Source organism: Primorskyibacter flagellatus (assembly GCF_900176485.1).
GTDB classification, from domain to species: Bacteria; Pseudomonadota; Alphaproteobacteria; order Rhodobacterales; family Rhodobacteraceae; genus Primorskyibacter; species Primorskyibacter flagellatus.
This window is the reverse complement of sequence record NZ_FWYD01000007.1, coordinates 34,482-50,763: the sequence shown is the minus strand read 5'-3', so window position 1 is coordinate 50,763 and position 16,282 is coordinate 34,482. Positions and strand designations below refer to the sequence as shown.

Annotated in this window: 14 protein-coding genes; 9 read left to right on the top strand and 5 right to left on the bottom strand. The window is 58.7% G+C overall.

Going from position 1 to position 16,282, the window contains the following annotated elements:
- Nucleotide 1: 1 nt before the first annotated feature.
- Complete coding sequence (locus B8991_RS11265; protein WP_084353092.1) at nucleotides 2-1,570, bottom strand: FGGY-family carbohydrate kinase; 1,569 nt, start codon at nucleotides 1,568-1,570, stop codon at nucleotides 2-4.
- Between the two features lie 404 nt (nucleotides 1,571-1,974).
- Between B8991_RS11265 and B8991_RS11260 the strand changes: the two genes are divergently transcribed.
- From B8991_RS11260 to B8991_RS11245, 4 genes are all read left to right on the top strand, one after another.
- Nucleotides 1,975-2,628, top strand: a complete 654-nt coding sequence (locus B8991_RS11260; protein ID WP_084353173.1) for a DUF2291 family protein — start codon at nucleotides 1,975-1,977, stop codon at nucleotides 2,626-2,628.
- The gene (locus B8991_RS11255; protein ID WP_084353172.1) at nucleotides 2,628-4,946 is read left to right on the top strand and encodes a sugar-binding domain-containing protein; all 2,319 of its coding nucleotides are present in this window, start codon (nucleotides 2,628-2,630) and stop codon (nucleotides 4,944-4,946) included. The genes B8991_RS11260 and B8991_RS11255 overlap by 1 nt, the downstream gene beginning before the upstream one ends.
- 16 nt (nucleotides 4,947-4,962) lie before the next feature.
- Entirely contained in the window at nucleotides 4,963-6,027 is a 1,065-nt protein-coding gene (locus B8991_RS11250) for an ABC transporter permease (protein ID WP_084353091.1), read from the top strand.
- 81 nt (nucleotides 6,028-6,108) lie between these two features.
- Nucleotides 6,109-7,071 (top strand): D-ribose ABC transporter substrate-binding protein, encoded by a 963-nt coding sequence (locus tag B8991_RS11245; protein ID WP_235866608.1) that lies wholly within the window; start codon nucleotides 6,109-6,111, stop codon nucleotides 7,069-7,071.
- A 194-nt stretch (nucleotides 7,072-7,265) separates the two neighbouring features.
- Here the strand turns inward: B8991_RS11245 and B8991_RS11240 are convergent, their stop codons facing one another.
- From B8991_RS11240 to B8991_RS11230, 3 genes are read right to left on the bottom strand one after another with little or no spacing between them, the layout of a single operon-like run.
- Nucleotides 7,266-8,312 (bottom strand): ABC transporter substrate-binding protein, encoded by a 1,047-nt coding sequence (locus tag B8991_RS11240; RefSeq protein ID WP_084353090.1) that lies wholly within the window; start codon nucleotides 8,310-8,312, stop codon nucleotides 7,266-7,268.
- Nucleotides 8,313-8,342: 30 nt separating this feature from the next.
- A complete protein-coding gene (locus tag B8991_RS11235) occupies nucleotides 8,343-8,657 on the bottom strand; it encodes a 2Fe-2S iron-sulfur cluster-binding protein (protein WP_412780774.1) in 315 nt (104 codons plus the stop codon).
- Nucleotides 8,658-8,671: 14 nt separating this feature from the next.
- Nucleotides 8,672-9,913 (bottom strand): cytochrome P450, encoded by a 1,242-nt coding sequence (locus B8991_RS11230; RefSeq protein WP_084353088.1) that lies wholly within the window; start codon nucleotides 9,911-9,913, stop codon nucleotides 8,672-8,674.
- A gap of 111 nt (nucleotides 9,914-10,024) precedes the next feature.
- On the opposite strand from B8991_RS11230, the gene B8991_RS11225 reads away from it, so the two are divergent.
- Nucleotides 10,025-10,876, top strand: a complete 852-nt coding sequence (locus B8991_RS11225) for an AraC family transcriptional regulator (protein ID WP_084353087.1) — start codon at nucleotides 10,025-10,027, stop codon at nucleotides 10,874-10,876.
- A gap of 332 nt (nucleotides 10,877-11,208) precedes the next feature.
- Here the strand turns inward: B8991_RS11225 and B8991_RS11215 are convergent, their stop codons facing one another.
- Nucleotides 11,209-12,237 carry a hydroxyacid dehydrogenase gene (locus tag B8991_RS11215; RefSeq protein WP_084353085.1) on the bottom strand — a complete coding sequence of 343 codons (1,029 nt, stop codon included), beginning with the start codon at nucleotides 12,235-12,237 and terminating at the stop codon, nucleotides 11,209-11,211.
- A gap of 115 nt (nucleotides 12,238-12,352) precedes the next feature.
- On the opposite strand from B8991_RS11215, the gene B8991_RS11210 reads away from it, so the two are divergent.
- From B8991_RS11210 to B8991_RS11195, 4 genes are all read left to right on the top strand, one after another.
- The gene (locus B8991_RS11210; protein WP_084353084.1) at nucleotides 12,353-13,417 is read left to right on the top strand and encodes a LacI family DNA-binding transcriptional regulator; all 1,065 of its coding nucleotides are present in this window, start codon (nucleotides 12,353-12,355) and stop codon (nucleotides 13,415-13,417) included.
- 20 nt (nucleotides 13,418-13,437) lie between these two features.
- Nucleotides 13,438-14,415, top strand: coding sequence for a sugar ABC transporter substrate-binding protein (locus B8991_RS11205; RefSeq protein WP_218673218.1), 978 nt, complete (start codon nucleotides 13,438-13,440; stop codon nucleotides 14,413-14,415).
- A 92-nt stretch (nucleotides 14,416-14,507) separates the two neighbouring features.
- Entirely contained in the window at nucleotides 14,508-15,515 is a 1,008-nt protein-coding gene (locus B8991_RS11200; RefSeq protein ID WP_084353083.1) for an ABC transporter permease, read from the top strand.
- A complete protein-coding gene (locus tag B8991_RS11195) occupies nucleotides 15,512-16,282 on the top strand; it encodes an ATP-binding cassette domain-containing protein (protein WP_084353082.1) in 771 nt (256 codons plus the stop codon). The genes B8991_RS11200 and B8991_RS11195 overlap by 4 nt, the downstream gene beginning before the upstream one ends.

Below are 16,282 nucleotides of genomic sequence, written 5' to 3'. Positions count from 1 at the left end.
CTCAGGCTCCTTGCGAGGCACGCCCCGCCGCCAGCCCGTCCCAGACGGGGGCAAGGCTTTCGCGCGCATGTCTATAATTGGTAAAAAGGGCGTCGTAGACTGGCACCAGATCCGGGTCGGGTGCCTCCGGTTCTCCCAAAAGCGGCGTTGTCCAGTCTGCAATGCAGGCGTCCATCGTGTCGTAGGCACCGATCGCGACAGCGGCCATCATCGCGCAGCCCGCGGCCCCCGCCTCATCACGCGACGACACCCGAACCGGCGTATTGAGCGATGCCGCCAGAACCTTCCGCAAGGCATCGGATCGTGCCGCCCCGCCGGTCAGGCGCAATTCGCGGGGCATATCGCCCATGGCGGTGTAGCAATCACGCGCGGCCATCCCCAGCCCTTCGATCACCGCACGAATCACGTCGGGGAAGCGATGCGCTGCGTTCAATCCGACAAGACTGGCCCGCGCATCGGCATTGACGAAAGGTCCGCGTTCGCCCGCTTCCGAGATATAGGGATGGTAAATCAGCGCGCCGGGGCGCGACCGCGCCATCCAGCCGTCGATTTTGGCAACCATCTGGGCATGGGTGGGCGCGCTGCCGACCTCTGCCATCAAATCTTCGGCCAGCGCCAGCGCCCAGTCGATATTAAGCGTCGCTGCCATGTTGGTCTGCACCTGCGTGACAAGGTCAGGGATGGGCAGGCAGATGACATATCCCGTCCCCTCGGCATTGAGATGTACCTCGTCGGATCTGACCGCCCGCATATGTACGCCGGTCGACCCCACCGTGGAACAGGCCGCGCCTGCGTCGCCGGTATGCACGCCCGCGCCAAGCGCCGTCATCACCATGTCGACATAGCCCAAGGAAACCGGCGTGCCTGCACGAAGGCCGGTTTGCGTCGCAGCTTGGGCGGTCAAGGCCCGTGTCTCCTGCGCACCGTCGATAATCTCGGGCAGCAGGCGCCGGTGATTTTCCAACCCCAGCGCCGCGATCACGGTGTCGCTGTATCGCCGGCTCCGGAAGTCACCAAAGGTGAAGCTCGCCTCGGAGGGGTCGGTTGCCCGAACTCCGGTCAGATTCAGAAACAGCCAGTCCTTGCAATGCAGCGCCACATCCGCACGATCCAGCAATTCAGGGCAAGTGGCAGCCATATGCGCCATCTGACTGCCTTGCTGGCATGTGTTCAACCCGGTGCCCGTCGCCTCGAACCGCGCACGGTTCGCTTCGCCCGAGGACAGCCGCCGTACCGTCGGGGCCGCCCGCGCATCAAGCCAGAGCCAAGCATCGCCGACGGCCTCGTTGGATTTGTCGACGAGCCATGTCCCATCGCCTTGACCCGTCAGCGCCACGGCAACGGTACGTTCGGAAAGCCGACCGACCTTTTCGCCCAAACCGCGCAGGGCGGCGACGCAATCGGCCCAGGTCTGAGGCAGCGATTGGGTGGCCGATCCGTCGGCACCCATGACATAGCAATTGCGCACCGAGGCAGACGCCAACTGCTGACCCTTCAGGTCGAACGCCACCGCCTTGATGACGGATGTTCCTGCATCCACGCCGATGATCAGATCGGACGAATCGGCCATTTGCTGTCTCCTTGCAGGGGTTTGTCACCGCGGTCTTCCCTACGCGACGCCCTTGTTTATCCCACGTTTCAGCGGTGTTTTTCGAAGACGTCTCAATGTCCTTGAAAGTCGAACCTCACTGCGCTTGGTTAAACTGGATGTATCACAAATAAATTGCGCCGTGTGAAATTTTTTACAGACAGAGTAATTTTTTTCTACTATGGTCTGGTTAACTAGTCGCACAAAGGGTGCGGCGAGTCGCTAATCCATACGCAGGATTGAGGAGTCCTTTGGATCAGTGACGGTGGAGGAGAAGCCCAACATCGAAAGGTGGGCATTTCCATTCAATGACGGCGCCAGAGGTTTCTGACGCAGAATCACGCGGCCCGGCTTTCTGGGTCGGACAGCAAGGGGGCACGTCCGCAATGGCAAAAACCGGCACCGTATCTGCCAGCGCATCCAAGGCGACGCGACGCAAGGCAATCACAGCTATCGCGGCGGCTGTACTTTTGGGCGCGATCGCCTTTGACACCAAGGTGGTCACGATAGGCGGCGACGAGGATCTGCGCCAGCAAGCCTTCAATCCCGACAGTTTCGGCACGCGGGAGTTTCCCCGCATCCGCGACCATGTGACTGATAAAGCGCCCGATGCGGCACGGCTGGCCGAAGAACTGGTGGCTGACAAAAACGCCGCCATCGCCGCCTATGGCACGATGGCCGGGGCTTTCCCGGTGATGCCGGTGACATTCACCGGCACCGTCGCGGATGGCAAATCCGGCATCTTCACGGTTGACGTCGAAGGCTTGCCCGAAGGTTTCGGCCTGCGGGTTCAGACCGGTCCGGCAATCAACGGCACGGAATTGCGCGACGTCACCGGGGACATCGAATTTGGCGCTTTCAAGAACCAGATTGAATACCAAGATGCCGGCGCAGGCATCAACCGCGCCATGGCCGCAGAAATTCTGGCAGATATTGACCGTGAGTCGTTAAGTGGCAAGACCATCACCGTCACCGGTGCCTTTACCATGATCAACCCGAAAAACTGGCTGGTCACCCCGGTGGCTTTCGAGGTGCAGTGATGAAAACCTCGGTCCATGACGAAACCTTGACGCGCGCGCCGGAAACAGCCGATGTGGTTCTGGCCGCGCGGGATGTCACCAAGAGCTTTGGGGCTGTTCACGCTTTGAAGGGCGTGAATTTCGATGTGCGGCACGGACAGGTCACCACGCTGTTCGGGGAGAATGGCGCGGGCAAGTCGACATTGATGAAAATTCTCTCGGGCGTGCAATTACCGACATCCGGTGAGTTGCTTCTTGATGGCAATCCCGTCGAGATCAAATCCACCGTCGAGGCGCGCGAACTGGGCATTTCGATCATTCACCAGGAACTGTCGCTGGCACCCAACATGAACGTGCGGGACAACATCTTCATGGGCCGCGAGATCATGGGACCGCGCGGCGTGAATTTCGCCGAAGAAGAACGCCAGTGCCGCGCGCTGATGGAAGAGCTGGAGGAAGACATCGACCCGCTGACGCCGGTCGAGGAGCTGCGCCTTGGCCAGCAGCAGATTGTCGAGATCGCCCGCGCGCTTTCGGTAAATTCCCGCATTCTGATCATGGACGAGCCAACATCGGCACTGTCCGCATCGGAAGTCGACGTGCTGTTCAAGGTGATCCACGACCTGACGGAACGCGGGGTCTCCATCGTCTATATCTCGCACCATCTGGAAGAGGCCCTGACCATCACCGACCACGCGGTCGTGCTGCGTGACGGGGTGATGACAGCCTATGCGCCGCGCGCCGACATCGACCTGGAATGGATCGTGCGCAACATGGTCGGCGAGAATTTCGACCTTGGGTCGCCGCCCGACACGACCTTTGGCGACGTGGCGCTATCGGTTCAGGATCTCACGGTGCCCGCTCCGGGCGGTTCGGGCTATTCGGTCGTTGATCGGCTGTCGCTGGATGTACGTCAGGGCGAAATCGTCTGCATCTACGGTTTGATGGGGGCGGGCCGTACCGAATTGATGGAATGCATTGCAGGGCGTCTGTCCTCCTCCGACGGCAAGGTGGCCCTGCATGGCCGCGACATCGCCGGTATGACCATCGCACAGAGGATAGACGCGGGGCTCGTCCTTACGCCCGAAGACCGTCAGCGCGACGGGCTGGTGCAGACCATGACCGTCGGTCAGAATCTGTCTCTGGCCTCCATCGGGGCCTTTACCCGGCGGCTGTTCACCTCGAAAGCCGATGAACAGGCGATCATCGACCGTTCGATCCGCGAGGTCACGATCAAGACCGACGGCGGCGGGGCGGCCATCGGGTCGCTTTCAGGGGGCAACCAGCAGAAGGTGGTGATCGGAAAAATGCTGGCGACCAAGCCTTCGGTGGTGCTTTTGGACGAACCGTCGCGCGGCATCGACATCGGCGCAAAGGCGGAGGTGTTCGGTCTTTTGGCCAAGGGTGCGCAGCAGGGTCTCGCGGTGGTCTATTCGACGTCCGAAGTCAGCGAATGTCTGTCCATCGCCCACCGCATCATCGTCATGCACAAGGGCAAAATCTCGGCCACTTTCGGCCCCGACGCCACCAAGGAACAGATCATGGCGGCCTCGGGCGAGGTCGATCTGCGACAAAGCCTGATCGCGTCTTTCGGACTGGATCATTGCGAGGTGGTGACAGATCTGCACCAGGACGATCTGGCGCTTCGGGCGCTTGGCATCGCCGGCGGCAAATTTCTGTCGGCAGAAATTTTAGATGGGCGCGACAAGATAATCGGCGCGGGTCATGGTCGGACGCTCATAGCCTGTGTCGAAAACCTGGATGGGAAACCGGCCCCCGGCCTGAAGGTCGTTTCGCTGATGGGGGCGCTGACCACCGGCGCGGATCTGAACCCCCATGCCATTGTGGCGAAACTGGCGGAACTGACCGGCGCGGAACCGGCGTCGATGCCGGTGCCGTTCATCGCAAACTCCACCGCCGACCGGAATGTTCTTCTGGGCCAGAAGGCGGCGCAGAAGGCGATAGATCTGACAAGTCGGGCGGATCTGATGATCGTCGGTATCGGCACCACGGCCCCGGAGGCCGAACTGGTTGCCACCGGCATGATCGAGCAGGAAGAAATGGTGGAAATCTACCGCGCCGGGGGCGTTGGCGAGATGCTGGGCCATTTCTTCGACGAGCGCGGTAAATCGGTGGGGCAGGACATCAGCGATCGCATCCTGACGCAGCCGCTGGATAAATTGAAAGGCCGTCGGATCGTCGCTGTCGCAGGGGGAGCCGTCAAGATCCATGCGATCAAGGCGGTTCTGGAAAGCGGGCTATTGAGCGGCCTGATCACAGACGAACACACTGCTCGGGCCATTGTCGACATGGACAAGCCCGACGCGGCGCAGCACTGAAACGGAGATCCTCGACATGACCGATGTCACCACCAACAAGAAACATGGCTCCGGCGGGTTGTTCGCCAGCGTTTTCGGAAAAAATGCCAGCATTGTGCAAATCCTGCTGGAAGGCCGGGCATTCTTTGCTCTGATCCTGATTATCGCGGTATTCTCCTTCCTGTCACCGAATTACGCGACGGTGTCGAACTTTTTGATCATGGCCAACCATGTGGCGATCTTTGGTCTTCTGTCGGTCGGCATGTTGCTGGTCATCCTGAACGGCGGCATCGACCTGTCGGTGGGTTCGGTGCTGGGTCTGACCGGAGTGTTTGCCGGGTACCTGATGCAAGGGATCGAGGTGGAAGCGAGCGGTGTGATCCTCTATCCGCCGGTCTGGGCCGTCGTGGTCCTGACCCTCGCGCTTGGTGCTTTCGTCGGCGCGGTCAATGGCGTGCTGGTGGCGTTCTTCCGGGTGCCGGCCTTCGTCGCGACGCTCGGGTCGCTTTACGTTGCGCGGGGTGTGGCCCTGTTGATGACCAACGGGCTGACCTTCAACAACCTTTCCGGTGATCCCAGTTTCGGCAATACAGGCTTTGACTGGCTGGGCTTCAACCGCATTGGCGGAGTGCCGATCGGGGTGGTTGTGCTGGCCGTGGTGGCGATTGCCGCCGGGCTGCTGCTGTCGCGAACTGCCTTCGGCCGCTGGCTTTATTCGTCGGGCGGCAATGAACGTGCAGCGGAATTGTCCGGCGTTCCGGTCAAGAAGGTGCAGATCGCCGTCTACGTGCTGTCGGGCATGTGCGCGGCAATCGCGGGCCTTGTGCTCAGCTCGCAGCTGACCTCTGCCGGGCCGACCGCAGGCACCACCTATGAACTGACCGCCATCGCAGCGGTCGTGGTGGGCGGCGCATCGTTGATGGGCGGGCGCGGCTCGGTACGCGGCACGCTGCTGGGTGCCTTTGTCATCGGCTTTCTGTCTGACGGCCTCGTCATCATCGGCGTCTCGTCCTACTGGCAGACCGTTTTCACGGGTGCCGTGATCGTGCTCGCCGTGATGCTCAATTCCATCCAATACGGGGGCAAGACCCGCAAGGGCTGACCCCGACCCAGTTTCGCGCTGTTTCGGGCGGAAAGACCCGACGCGAAGATCCGCCGGGCAACCGGCAACAACCAAAATACCATGGGAGACATCAAAATGATCAAGTTCACCAAACGCGCCCTTCTGGCCGCGGCAACCGCTCTGCCCCTGATGGCAGGGTCCGCCTGGGCCGAAGGCCTGATCTCTATCATCGTGACTGATCCGGCGAACCCCTACTGGTTCACCGAAGGCGAAGTCGCGAAGGCCACCGCCGAAGAACTGGGATATGACGCCACCGTGGCCGCGCACAAGGGCGACACCAACGTTGAATCCAATCTCATCGACGCTGCCATCACCAACGGTGCCAAGGCGATCATCCTCGACCCGGCCAATGCGGACGGTTCTGTCGGTGTCGTACGCAAGGCCACCGAGGCCGGCATCCCGGTCTTCCTGGTGAATGCCGAGATCAACGAAAGCGGCATTGCAATCGCACAGCTGGTGTCGAACAACGCCCAGGGTGCGGCGCTTGGTGCGGTTCAGTTTCAATCGCTCGTGGGTGACGAGGCCAAATATGTCGAGTTCTTCGGCAACCCGGCCGACAACAATGCGGCCACGCGATCAAATGGCTACGAGACGGTGCTGAGCCAGTATCCGGACCTTGAAAAAGTGGCCGAGGAAGTCGCCAACTGGGACCGCACGCAAGGCTACAACAAGATGCAGTCGATCATTCAGGCAAACCCGGAAATCGATGCCGTTATTTCGGGCAACGATGAAATGGCGCTTGGTGCGATTGCCGCGCTGAAGGAAGCTGGCAAGCTGGAAGGCATGATCGTCGGCGGGTTCGATGGCTCGCCCGACGCGGTGGACGCGGTCAAGGCCGGTGAAATGGCCTATACTGTCCTCCAGCCCGTCGCGGTCTTTTCGCGCGAGGCGGTGATCCAGGCTGACCACTACATCAAGAACGGTGAGCCGATGGTCGACACAGAAAAGCAACTGTTCGACTGCCTGCTGATCACAGCCGACAATGTGGGCAATTACACGGCTGCATTCACGCTGTCGGAATAACGACATGGATGGGCGCGCGAGACCGGGCGCGCGCCCATCATCTCCTTCTTTCGTTTGAAATGCCCCGAGGTGCCGACCTTATTGAATTACAGCCGGAACAAGACGGTTGCCATTGTGGACGCTCATGGAAAGTCACGGTTGGGTGCCAATTGACCTGGCAAGGAACCGTTTGTGCCATGAGCGTCCTGCAACACCTACCCGCCGAGTTTGGGACGGGCCTCGGCAGTGGTTTCAAGTACTGACATCGTCATGATGTCGTCTACTTTCGGTGGATCTTGTGCGAATTGGTTAAGTGACGAATAGATATCGATCTGCTTTTGCCATGTGGCTGGGTCCATCGTGCCCCATCCGTTTGCTGCGGTTTTTTCGTCAAAGGAATAATCCATTGCAAGGTCCACGGCTGCCATTTCATTGTCCCGGTCGAGGTTCGGATAACGTTCAACGAGAAAATCAACGGCCTCTTCGCGGTTGTCATAGACCCAGCCCCAGCCCTTTGAGCCGGCTCGGATCATGGCGTCCACCTGAGGCCGGTAATTCGCAAGCGTCTCATCCGTCACATAGTACGGGTTGGCGTAGAGTTTGACGCCTGCATCCCACAACGTCATGTCCACCCGTTGATCGCCCAGAATTTCAAGCGCGCTGGTATTTGTATTCCACCCAGTCACGACATCGACCTGGCCGGTCATCAGCGGTGTCATGTCCGCCCCCATCACCGAGAGCTCAATATCGTCTTCGGACATTCCGTTTTCAGCCAGCAATGCCTGAAGCAGCACCCGAGCCAAGCCATTGGTCGCAACCTTCTTGCCAATGAGATCTTCCGGCTTGTTGACCGGGTTGCTTTTGAGAGAAAAGTAGGTGAACGGATGCTGCTGATATCCAACGGCGATACATTTGACCGGTATCCCGGCGGAACGCGCCAGCATGAGCGACGGACTGGACGAGATGGACCCCAGGTTCGCGCGCCCACTGGCCACCGACGCCACACCATCAATCTGCGGGCCACCTGGCATTACCTTTAACGTCAACCCTTCGTCCGCGTAATAACCCAGTTTGTCGGCGGCGACTTCGCCGATGATTCCGTTGCTGGCCAGCCAGCCAAGCTGCAAGGTTACGGCAAAACTGTCCTGCGCGTGTGCCGGCGAGATCTGGAACAAATTTCCGGCGCAAGCCATGCCGGCGGTCGCACCGGCAGATTTCAAAAGGCCCCGGCGGGTGAAACCGGTTTTGGAAGTGCTCTTCATTGTACTCTCCTGTTGGGTATTTTGTTATTTTCAAGTTTGCGTGTCGGGCACTCTGACAATCATGCCGTCCATGCTTTCGTCGACCGTCAACTGACAACTCAGACGACTTTCCGTGGCGGGATCGATCACGAACTCAAGCATGCCCACTTCGTTATCCCTGGCCGGTGTCAGCTTTTCGCGCCAGGGGGCGTCGATGTAGCAATGGCAGGTGCCGCAGGCACAGGATCCTCCGCACTCTGCTATGATCCCGGCCACCCCGACATCAATCGCAGCCTGCATGACGGTTCCGCCTACGGAAACCTCTGCTTCTGTTTCTTTACCATCTGCTTCGACAAATTTAATCAACGGCATATCAGGCTCTAGGCCTCCTTCAGTTTGATCATGAGGGTTTTTGGTCCCCGCACCGACAATCCGCGCTTGTATTCCGGGTTCTCATCGACAAGCTCGATCTCGCTGTAGCGCTTGAACAAGGTGTTGAAGATCACGTCCATGTCCAGACGCGCGAGGTGGTTGCCAAGACAGAAATGCGTACCGCCCCCAAACGAGATATGTCGGTTGGGTGAGCGCCCGACATCGAAGACATCGGGATCATCAAACTGTGCCGGATCGCGATTTGCGGCCCCGTAAAGCAGACCGAACCGTGTGCCGGCGGGGTAGTCGTAGCCCCCGACCGTGACATCCCGCGTCGCGAAGCGGTGGAAGTATGGCAGCGGCGAATTATAGCGAAACATTTCCTGGATCGCGGTCTTCATCAACTCGGGCTGAGCCCTGAGCCGTGCCATCTGATCCGGAAACTGAAGCAGCGCATGCATGCCGGACCCGATCGTATCGATGGTTGATCCGTGACCTGCGCGCAGAACCTGCATGGCAAGCGCGACCAACTCATCTTCGGTCAGTTCACCGGCCTGCTTGGCCTCGAACATCCGGGTCAGCAGGTCATCCTGAGGTTTGACTGCCCGTTGGTCCAGAAGTGTCGACAGATACTCGTAGAACTCTCGTGTTGCATTCTCTGCCAGATCCTTGCCGGCCTGCGTCCGCCCGATATTCCAAAACGATACGATGTCTTCCGACCATTTGCGCAACCGCGCACTGTCATCAGCCGGCACACCGAGGACACGACCAATGATGTGACCCGGCACATGGGCTGCAAAATCCGCGATGAAATCAATTTCGGACTGATTGGACACCTTGTCGAGCAACGCGTTGACGATATCCTGCACCGCAGCCCGCTGGCGCTCCACTATTGCCGGGGTAAATTCACGGAAAACCACTTTGCGAAGACGGGCATGGGTATCGCCTTCGCTGTCCAGCAGGCTGTTTTGCACAAACCTTTCATGATGCGGCATGTCGTGCATGTTCATCCGGGTCTTGCGCGCCAGTTTTTCGGTTTCGCTCAAATTCTCGTCGACGACCCGCAGCATCGACTTGTCCAGGGCGACTTCCTGAACATCGGCAAACCGCGTGAGCATCCAGGTCTTTTCGCCCTCGTAGAAATAAGGCCGGTCGAGCTTTCGCATCGCGGCATAGGTAGGATACGGGTCTTGGGCGAATTCGGCCGAAAGCGGCCGGAAGTCGATCGTATCGCCTTGTTCATCCAGCATGTCCTGATCTCCCCTGCTTGATGTTGATGTTGTGGCGTCAGATTGCTTCTATCACCTGCGAGCGACAGGAAGGATGTTCCCAACTCTCAAAGAAATGGATATTACTATCACATGTCAGACCCCCTGAAGCCGCCAGCATTCCATCGCTACCGTGAGATTCACTACTACACACCCGGTACGCTGGATCAGCCTTTCCCCTATCAGATCCTTGCGGCAGGGCGCAGCCGAACCGGGCCTGAGCGCCCTGCCCACACTGCGGTCTATCAACATCACACGTTTATCCTGACGCTCTCCGGAAAGGGCAGGATCACATGGGCTGGCCGATCAACGGATGCATGTGCCGCTACGGTCACTTGGTTGGACACTTCACAGAAATATGCACATTCCTGCCATCCCGATAGCGACCATTGGGAACATATCTGGCTCGGCATGTCCGGCTACGGGCTGGATATGCTGTTCGAAAGGATAACCGGTGGCCGAAATCCCGTACATCGGGCGAATGTGAAGATGCGTGGAGTGTTCGAGGACGTATTGCAACATCTGAAAGACACCAGTGGTGTCAAGGCACCGATATCGGCACTATTGGCGGCACATCTGGTCGAGATCCTGGCCAATACCGACGAAGTTCTGGAAGAGCCGTCATCCTCGCCATTCCATCTCCTCATGACGGCGGTGAAGAACGAATTGAACGAGCGATGGGACGTGCGCAAAATGGCTTCACTCGCAGCGTGCAGCGCGTCACATTTTCACCGGAAGTTTCAGAAAATCCAAGGGGTATCCCCAATGGAGTGGCTCAAACTTGAGCGGATCAATGCGGCCAAGTATCTTCTGTCCGCGACCGATCTTTCGATATTCGAGGTTGGTCAGAAATGCGGATATCCGGACCCATATCATTTCAGCCGGGTCTTTTCCCGCACGGTCGGAATATCGCCGACCGGATTTCGAAAGATGACTGGCCGTTAGCAGGTCTATGGTTCCGCATGAAAAGACCGGTCCATGCGGTTATACCTGCATAGAACCAACCGAACGAAACATAGGCCGTCTTGACGGCAATATAGAAGCCGGTTCCAACTTCGTGACATGCAGATTGATCGTGCCCGCATTCAGCGACCTCCTGACCCACTTGTCCAACAAGGACAGCAGCGGCTGAATTTTTAGCACGAGCCGCTTTCGAGGCGAATTGAGCAGTCCGAACCGATATTGCGCTACGCGAGCATCAGCCAGCTGCCTGCCGTAGGAAAGGCGGCATTGTCGAGTTGGGTCACCGTGAAAAGAAAACGTAGGGCAGAGATGCGTCAGTTCTTATCAACCGGTCGGGATCGCATCCGCGCGGCGGTCTCCCGTTCCGCCCGTTTACAGCACATCGGTGGCAGACCGCGGTCCATCAAGTCCATATCTTCGAGAACCATGTCCCCCATCTGCTTGAAGGCAACATCCAGCGCGCCCGCCCGGTGCGCAGAGCGCAGCAATCCAGGCAGCGTCCGCGCCCGATGACCGGTTGGTAGTGGTTCTTCCGGGAAGACATCGGTGGCGGCGATGATATGCCCTTCGGCCACCGCATCAAGCAAGGCGTCAAAATCGACTACATCCGCGCGGCTGAGCAAGATAAACGCCGCACCCTCGCGCATCTGCGCAAATGCATCGGCACCCAGAAAACCGCGATTGTCCGTCGTCACAGCAGCAACGACGAAAACCACATCAGACTGCGCCAACACCGTATCAAGGGTCGCAGGTATCACTTGATGGTCGCGCAGGATGGAGGGTGCAATCCATGGATCATGAACCTGAATGTTGCAGCGAAACCCGGCCAGAACACGGGTCAGCGCACGCCCCAGATCGCCAAAGCCAATGATCCCGACATCGGCACCTGTCAAAAGCCGTGCTTGCGCGTTGCCATCCCCGCCCCATTGTTCGGTTCCATCGGCAAATCCGGTATCCGCAGGGGTAATGCCGCGCAACAGGTCCAAAGCAAAGCCTAGACCAATCTCTGCGACGGGTAGCGCGAATGCGGCACCCGTTGTCAGAACATGGATGCCTCTGCCAAACACTTCATCGTAAGGCATGTTATCTTGCAAGTTGGATTCGACGTTCAGAACCGCGCGCAGTGACGTAAGTCGCGCCAGTGTCTCTGACGACAAGGGCGGCTGGCCAAGGATGTAGCGCGCACCCGCCAGCACCGAACCGTCCAATTGCGCCACGTCTGCCGCGCTGGTTTCCACGATCTCATACTTTGCGCGCAACTGGGCCAGTTTGTCGGGTGTAAAAATCAGATCCAGGCTGCGCGGCTCGGGTGCAGATATGACGATTGGCTTGTTTCCAGACACGAGAGACTCCTGTTAACTTCGGCCGTTGAACCGATTTACTTTTGATATAAACCGATTTATCTTTCGATTCGAGCCATATTTTCGTTTTCATTGATTTCGATGGCCCAGGGGGAGCATGACAAACAGCAGGCGCGCGACCATCCACGATGTTGCCCGTATGGCAGACGTGTCGGCAGCGACCGTATCGAAGGTCATGCGTGGGGTCACCTCTGTGAAACCCGCCAATGTCGTGCGCGTCAAAGAAGCCATTTCGCAACTCGATTACCGGATGGACCCGCTTGCATCCGGCTTGCGCAACGAACAACGCCGGATCATCGGGGCCGTCGTCCCTGATCTGGAAAGCCCTTTCTTTGGCGCACTTGTTACCGGGCTTGAAAGTGCCGCAGAGGACGCCGGTTACACGATGATCATCGCCAGCTCTTGCGAGGATGAGGGGCGCGAGGCGGATCTGATTACCCGGATGGATGATTGGCGTGTGGCTGGGACCGTTCTGGTGCCGGTCCGGTCCGAACGCGGGCGTGGTGCCGAACAGTTGCACGCGCTCGATATGCACGCAGTGCTTGTTGATCGGGTCTCTGCCAGTGATCGGTTCGATACAATCGCCGCAGATAATTTTGCGGCATCCGCCAGCGTTGCCGATCTCCTGGTTGGGCAAGGGCACAGATCCATTCTGCTCCATAGTGCGACGCGGATTTCAAAGGCGGCGCGCACCCGGCAGGAAGGGTTCATCTCACGGGTGCAGGCTCTTGATCCCACTGTGCGCATCGACACACTGATTTCGGACGGCGGCGTCGAAGGACACCGCGCAGGGATCCGCTCTTATTTTGACAAGATGGATCCCAATGATCCAATCACTGCGGTTTTTTCGCTATCGCAACACTCTACCCTGATCGTGCTGGGCGAGATCCGGCGCCGCGAAATGCGAATCCCCGATGACGTGGCGCTTGTGGGTTTCGACGATGCCGAATGGATGCGGATCACCTGGCCTTCGATAACCGCTGTCGCTCAACCTGTCGAACAGATCGCGCGGCGGTCGATTGCCACGCTTTTGGGCCGGGTCGAAGGCAACATCGATGGGTTTCGCGTGCAACATCTGGAGCCGTGTGAATTGCGGCCTCGTCAATCCAGCGGGCAGCGCCCGATGATGCTGCGCAATTCAAGACAATACCAACGCGATTAAAACAAAGTGGAGGAGAGACCATGTTCAACAAGATGTTCAAAACAAAACTGAGTGCTGCCGTATTGGCTGCTGCGGCAGCGGCAAGCCCCGTACAGGCCGAAGGGGAATACGGCATTTTGATGAAAACCCTCGCGAACCCGTTCTGGGGTGCGATGGGTCAAGGCGTAGAAGACGGCGCAAAGGCCGCTGACGTCGAATACTTCATTCAAGCTGTAGAAAGTGATCAGGCGGCAGAAAGCCAGCTGAACGTGTGCAACACGATGTTGGAACGCCGCCCCGTCGCCATGATCACAGCGGCGATCAACTCGACCAATCTTTTGCCTTGCCTGAAATCCGCGCAAGATGCCGGAATCAAGATCGTTGACCTTGACGGGAACCTTGACCCCGCAATTCTGGACGCAGAAGGGATTGAAATCACCTTCCGCATCGGGTCGGACAACGTACTTGCCGGGGCGCAGGGTGCCGAATTCATGGTCGGCCAGCTGGGCGCGGATGCCACAGGTCCGGTCCTCGTGATCGAAGGGCTGTCGGGCAATATCACGGGTCAAAACCGGACCTCTGGCTTTGCTGACAAACTGGCGGAACTGGCCCCCGGACTTGAGATCGTGGCCTCCCTGCCGGGTGACTGGGATCGCGGCAAAGCGGCGAACATCACCAACGATATCCTGACCCGCAACCCTGATCTGGTCGGCATTTTTGCGGCCAATGACGGTATGGCGCTAGGGGCGGTTGAAAGCGTGTTTGCCGCAGGTAAGGGCGGTGATGTCGTCATCATCGGAGTCGATGGCAACTCGGACGCTGTGACGTCAATTCAGGCCGGACGCTTGACAGCTTCGGTTGCGCAATTGCCGTATCTGGTTGGTCAGCAAGCGGTCGAAAACGTGAAGGCCGTGCTCGAGGGCGGCGATGTCGAGCCCCAGATCACCGTTCCGACACTTGTCCTGACCAAAGAGGTCATGGATGCAGGCACTGATCCATTGCTCGAGTCCGTCAAGTAATCCTTCCGGTGGTGCAGGATCAATTCCTAGCCTGCACCATATCACCGGCGCGTACACCGTGCCGGTGATACATTTCTTAACACGAGGGCAATATGGCAACTTCACCAACCCGGACAGACGCACGGCGACCGGGCCGATGGGCGCGTCTTCAAGCCCGATCCATCGAACAACTTCACGTCCGACTTGAAAGCCTGATCGTCCTGATCGCGTTGTCGACGTTGATGGCGATCCTGTCACCGTATTTCCTTTCGGTCAGCAACTTTCTGAACATATTGCTCGCCACGTCGACGATTGGCGTGCTGGCGATTGCGGCGACGTTCGTGCTCAGTTCCGGCGGGCTTGATCTTTCCTTGGGCTCTGTTCTGGGCTTCTCGGGTGTCTGCGGGGCGGCCGTTGCGGTCAAGCTGGGTGCGCCCATGCCGATCGCAGTGATTGCAACGATCGGGGCCGGGGCGTTGGCCGGGTTGGTAAATGGGCTGATTATTACGCGGGCCTTTGTTCCGGCATTCATTGTAACGCTGGGCATGCTGGGAATTGCGCGCGGCCTCGCTCTGGTCATCTCGGACGGACGGGTCATTTACGGTCTGCCCAATGCGATGGTCTATTTGGGCCAAGGACGACCGTTTGGTATTCCAATGCCTGTCATTATCTTTATCGTGACCGCCATCGTCACGCATATGGTGCTGGCCTACACACGGTATGGGCGGCACACGCTGGCCATTGGCGACAGCGAGAACGCCGCGCGCACCTCTGGGATCAACGTCGATTTTCATCGATTGACGCTTTATGTCCTTTCAGGCGGTCTGGCTGGCCTTGCCGGTTTGCTTTTTGCAACCCGGATCAACTCTGGCGATCCGACGGCGGGAATTGCCTATGAACTGACCGCGATCACGGCAGCGATCATCGGCGGCACAAACCTGTTTGGCGGGCGGGGTTCCATCCTCGGGACGATGATTGGCGCGTTGATCATGGGTGTTCTTCAGAACGGCCTGAACCTGCTGGCCGTCCAAAGCTACTATCAGCAGATGGCCATTGGTGGTGTGTTGATCCTGGCCGTTTTCATCGACCAATATCAGGTCCGCAAGGAGAGCCGGATATGACCCTTTTGACCGTCAGCGGTATCCGAAAAAGCTTTGGCGCGGTTGATGTGCTGCATGGCGTCGATTTCAGTGTCGGTGCCGGCGAAGTTCTAGGCCTTGTCGGTGACAACGGTGCTGGAAAATCGACCCTGATGAAAATTGTGACCGGCATGTATAAGGCAGACGCGGGTGACGTGGTTCTTGGCGGGACTTCCGTTCTGGACCTTTCGCCGGGCGAGCGGCGCGCCAAGGGGATTGAGATGATCTATCAGGACCTTGCGCTGGCCAAACAACAGGATGTCGCCGCCAACATCTTTCTGGGTCGTGAACCTGTACGGCGGGTCTTTGGCGTGAACTTTGTCGACCGCACCAAGATGAAACAAGATGCGCAAGCAATGATCACGCGACTGGGTGCCAACCTGCCCGCGATCAACAGACCTGTTGGGTCCTTCTCTGGCGGTCAGCAACAATCGGTCGCTATCGCCCGTGCACTGACTTTCAATCCCAAGGTCGTGATCATGGATGAACCGACCGCGGCCCTTGCGGTCCGCGAAGTGCAAGGCGTGCTGGACCTGATCCGTCAGTTGCGGGATCAGGGGATCGGCGTGATCCTGATCTCACACCGCTTGAACGACGTATTATCTGTCACGGATCGGATCGTCGTTCTGCATCACGGGCGTGCAGCGGCCAATCTGGTCACCAAGGAAACAACGATGACCGATGTCGTCTCCGCGATAGTCGGTGGTGGTGACATGGCAGAGGCCGCAGCACATGAGGCACAGGGTTAG

Excerpts from the sequence above, each read along its gene's own strand:
- B8991_RS11265 (WP_084353092.1), bottom strand. The coding sequence starts at position 1,570 with ATGGCCGATTCGTCCGATCTGATCATCGGCGTGGATGCAGGAACATCC.
- B8991_RS11260 (WP_084353173.1), top strand. The coding sequence starts at position 1,975 with ATGGCAAAAACCGGCACCGTATCTGCCAGCGCATCCAAGGCGACGCGA.
- B8991_RS11255 (WP_084353172.1), top strand. The coding sequence starts at position 2,628 with ATGAAAACCTCGGTCCATGACGAAACCTTGACGCGCGCGCCGGAAACA.
- B8991_RS11250 (WP_084353091.1), top strand. The coding sequence starts at position 4,963 with ATGACCGATGTCACCACCAACAAGAAACATGGCTCCGGCGGGTTGTTC.
- B8991_RS11245 (WP_235866608.1), top strand. The coding sequence starts at position 6,109 with ATGGGAGACATCAAAATGATCAAGTTCACCAAACGCGCCCTTCTGGCC.
- B8991_RS11240 (WP_084353090.1), bottom strand. The coding sequence starts at position 8,312 with ATGAAGAGCACTTCCAAAACCGGTTTCACCCGCCGGGGCCTTTTGAAA.
- B8991_RS11230 (WP_084353088.1), bottom strand. The coding sequence starts at position 9,913 with ATGCTGGATGAACAAGGCGATACGATCGACTTCCGGCCGCTTTCGGCC.
- B8991_RS11225 (WP_084353087.1), top strand. The coding sequence starts at position 10,025 with ATGTCAGACCCCCTGAAGCCGCCAGCATTCCATCGCTACCGTGAGATT.
- B8991_RS11210 (WP_084353084.1), top strand. The coding sequence starts at position 12,353 with ATGACAAACAGCAGGCGCGCGACCATCCACGATGTTGCCCGTATGGCA.
- B8991_RS11205 (WP_218673218.1), top strand. The coding sequence starts at position 13,438 with ATGTTCAACAAGATGTTCAAAACAAAACTGAGTGCTGCCGTATTGGCT.
- B8991_RS11200 (WP_084353083.1), top strand. The coding sequence starts at position 14,508 with ATGGCAACTTCACCAACCCGGACAGACGCACGGCGACCGGGCCGATGG.
- B8991_RS11195 (WP_084353082.1), top strand. The coding sequence starts at position 15,512 with ATGACCCTTTTGACCGTCAGCGGTATCCGAAAAAGCTTTGGCGCGGTT.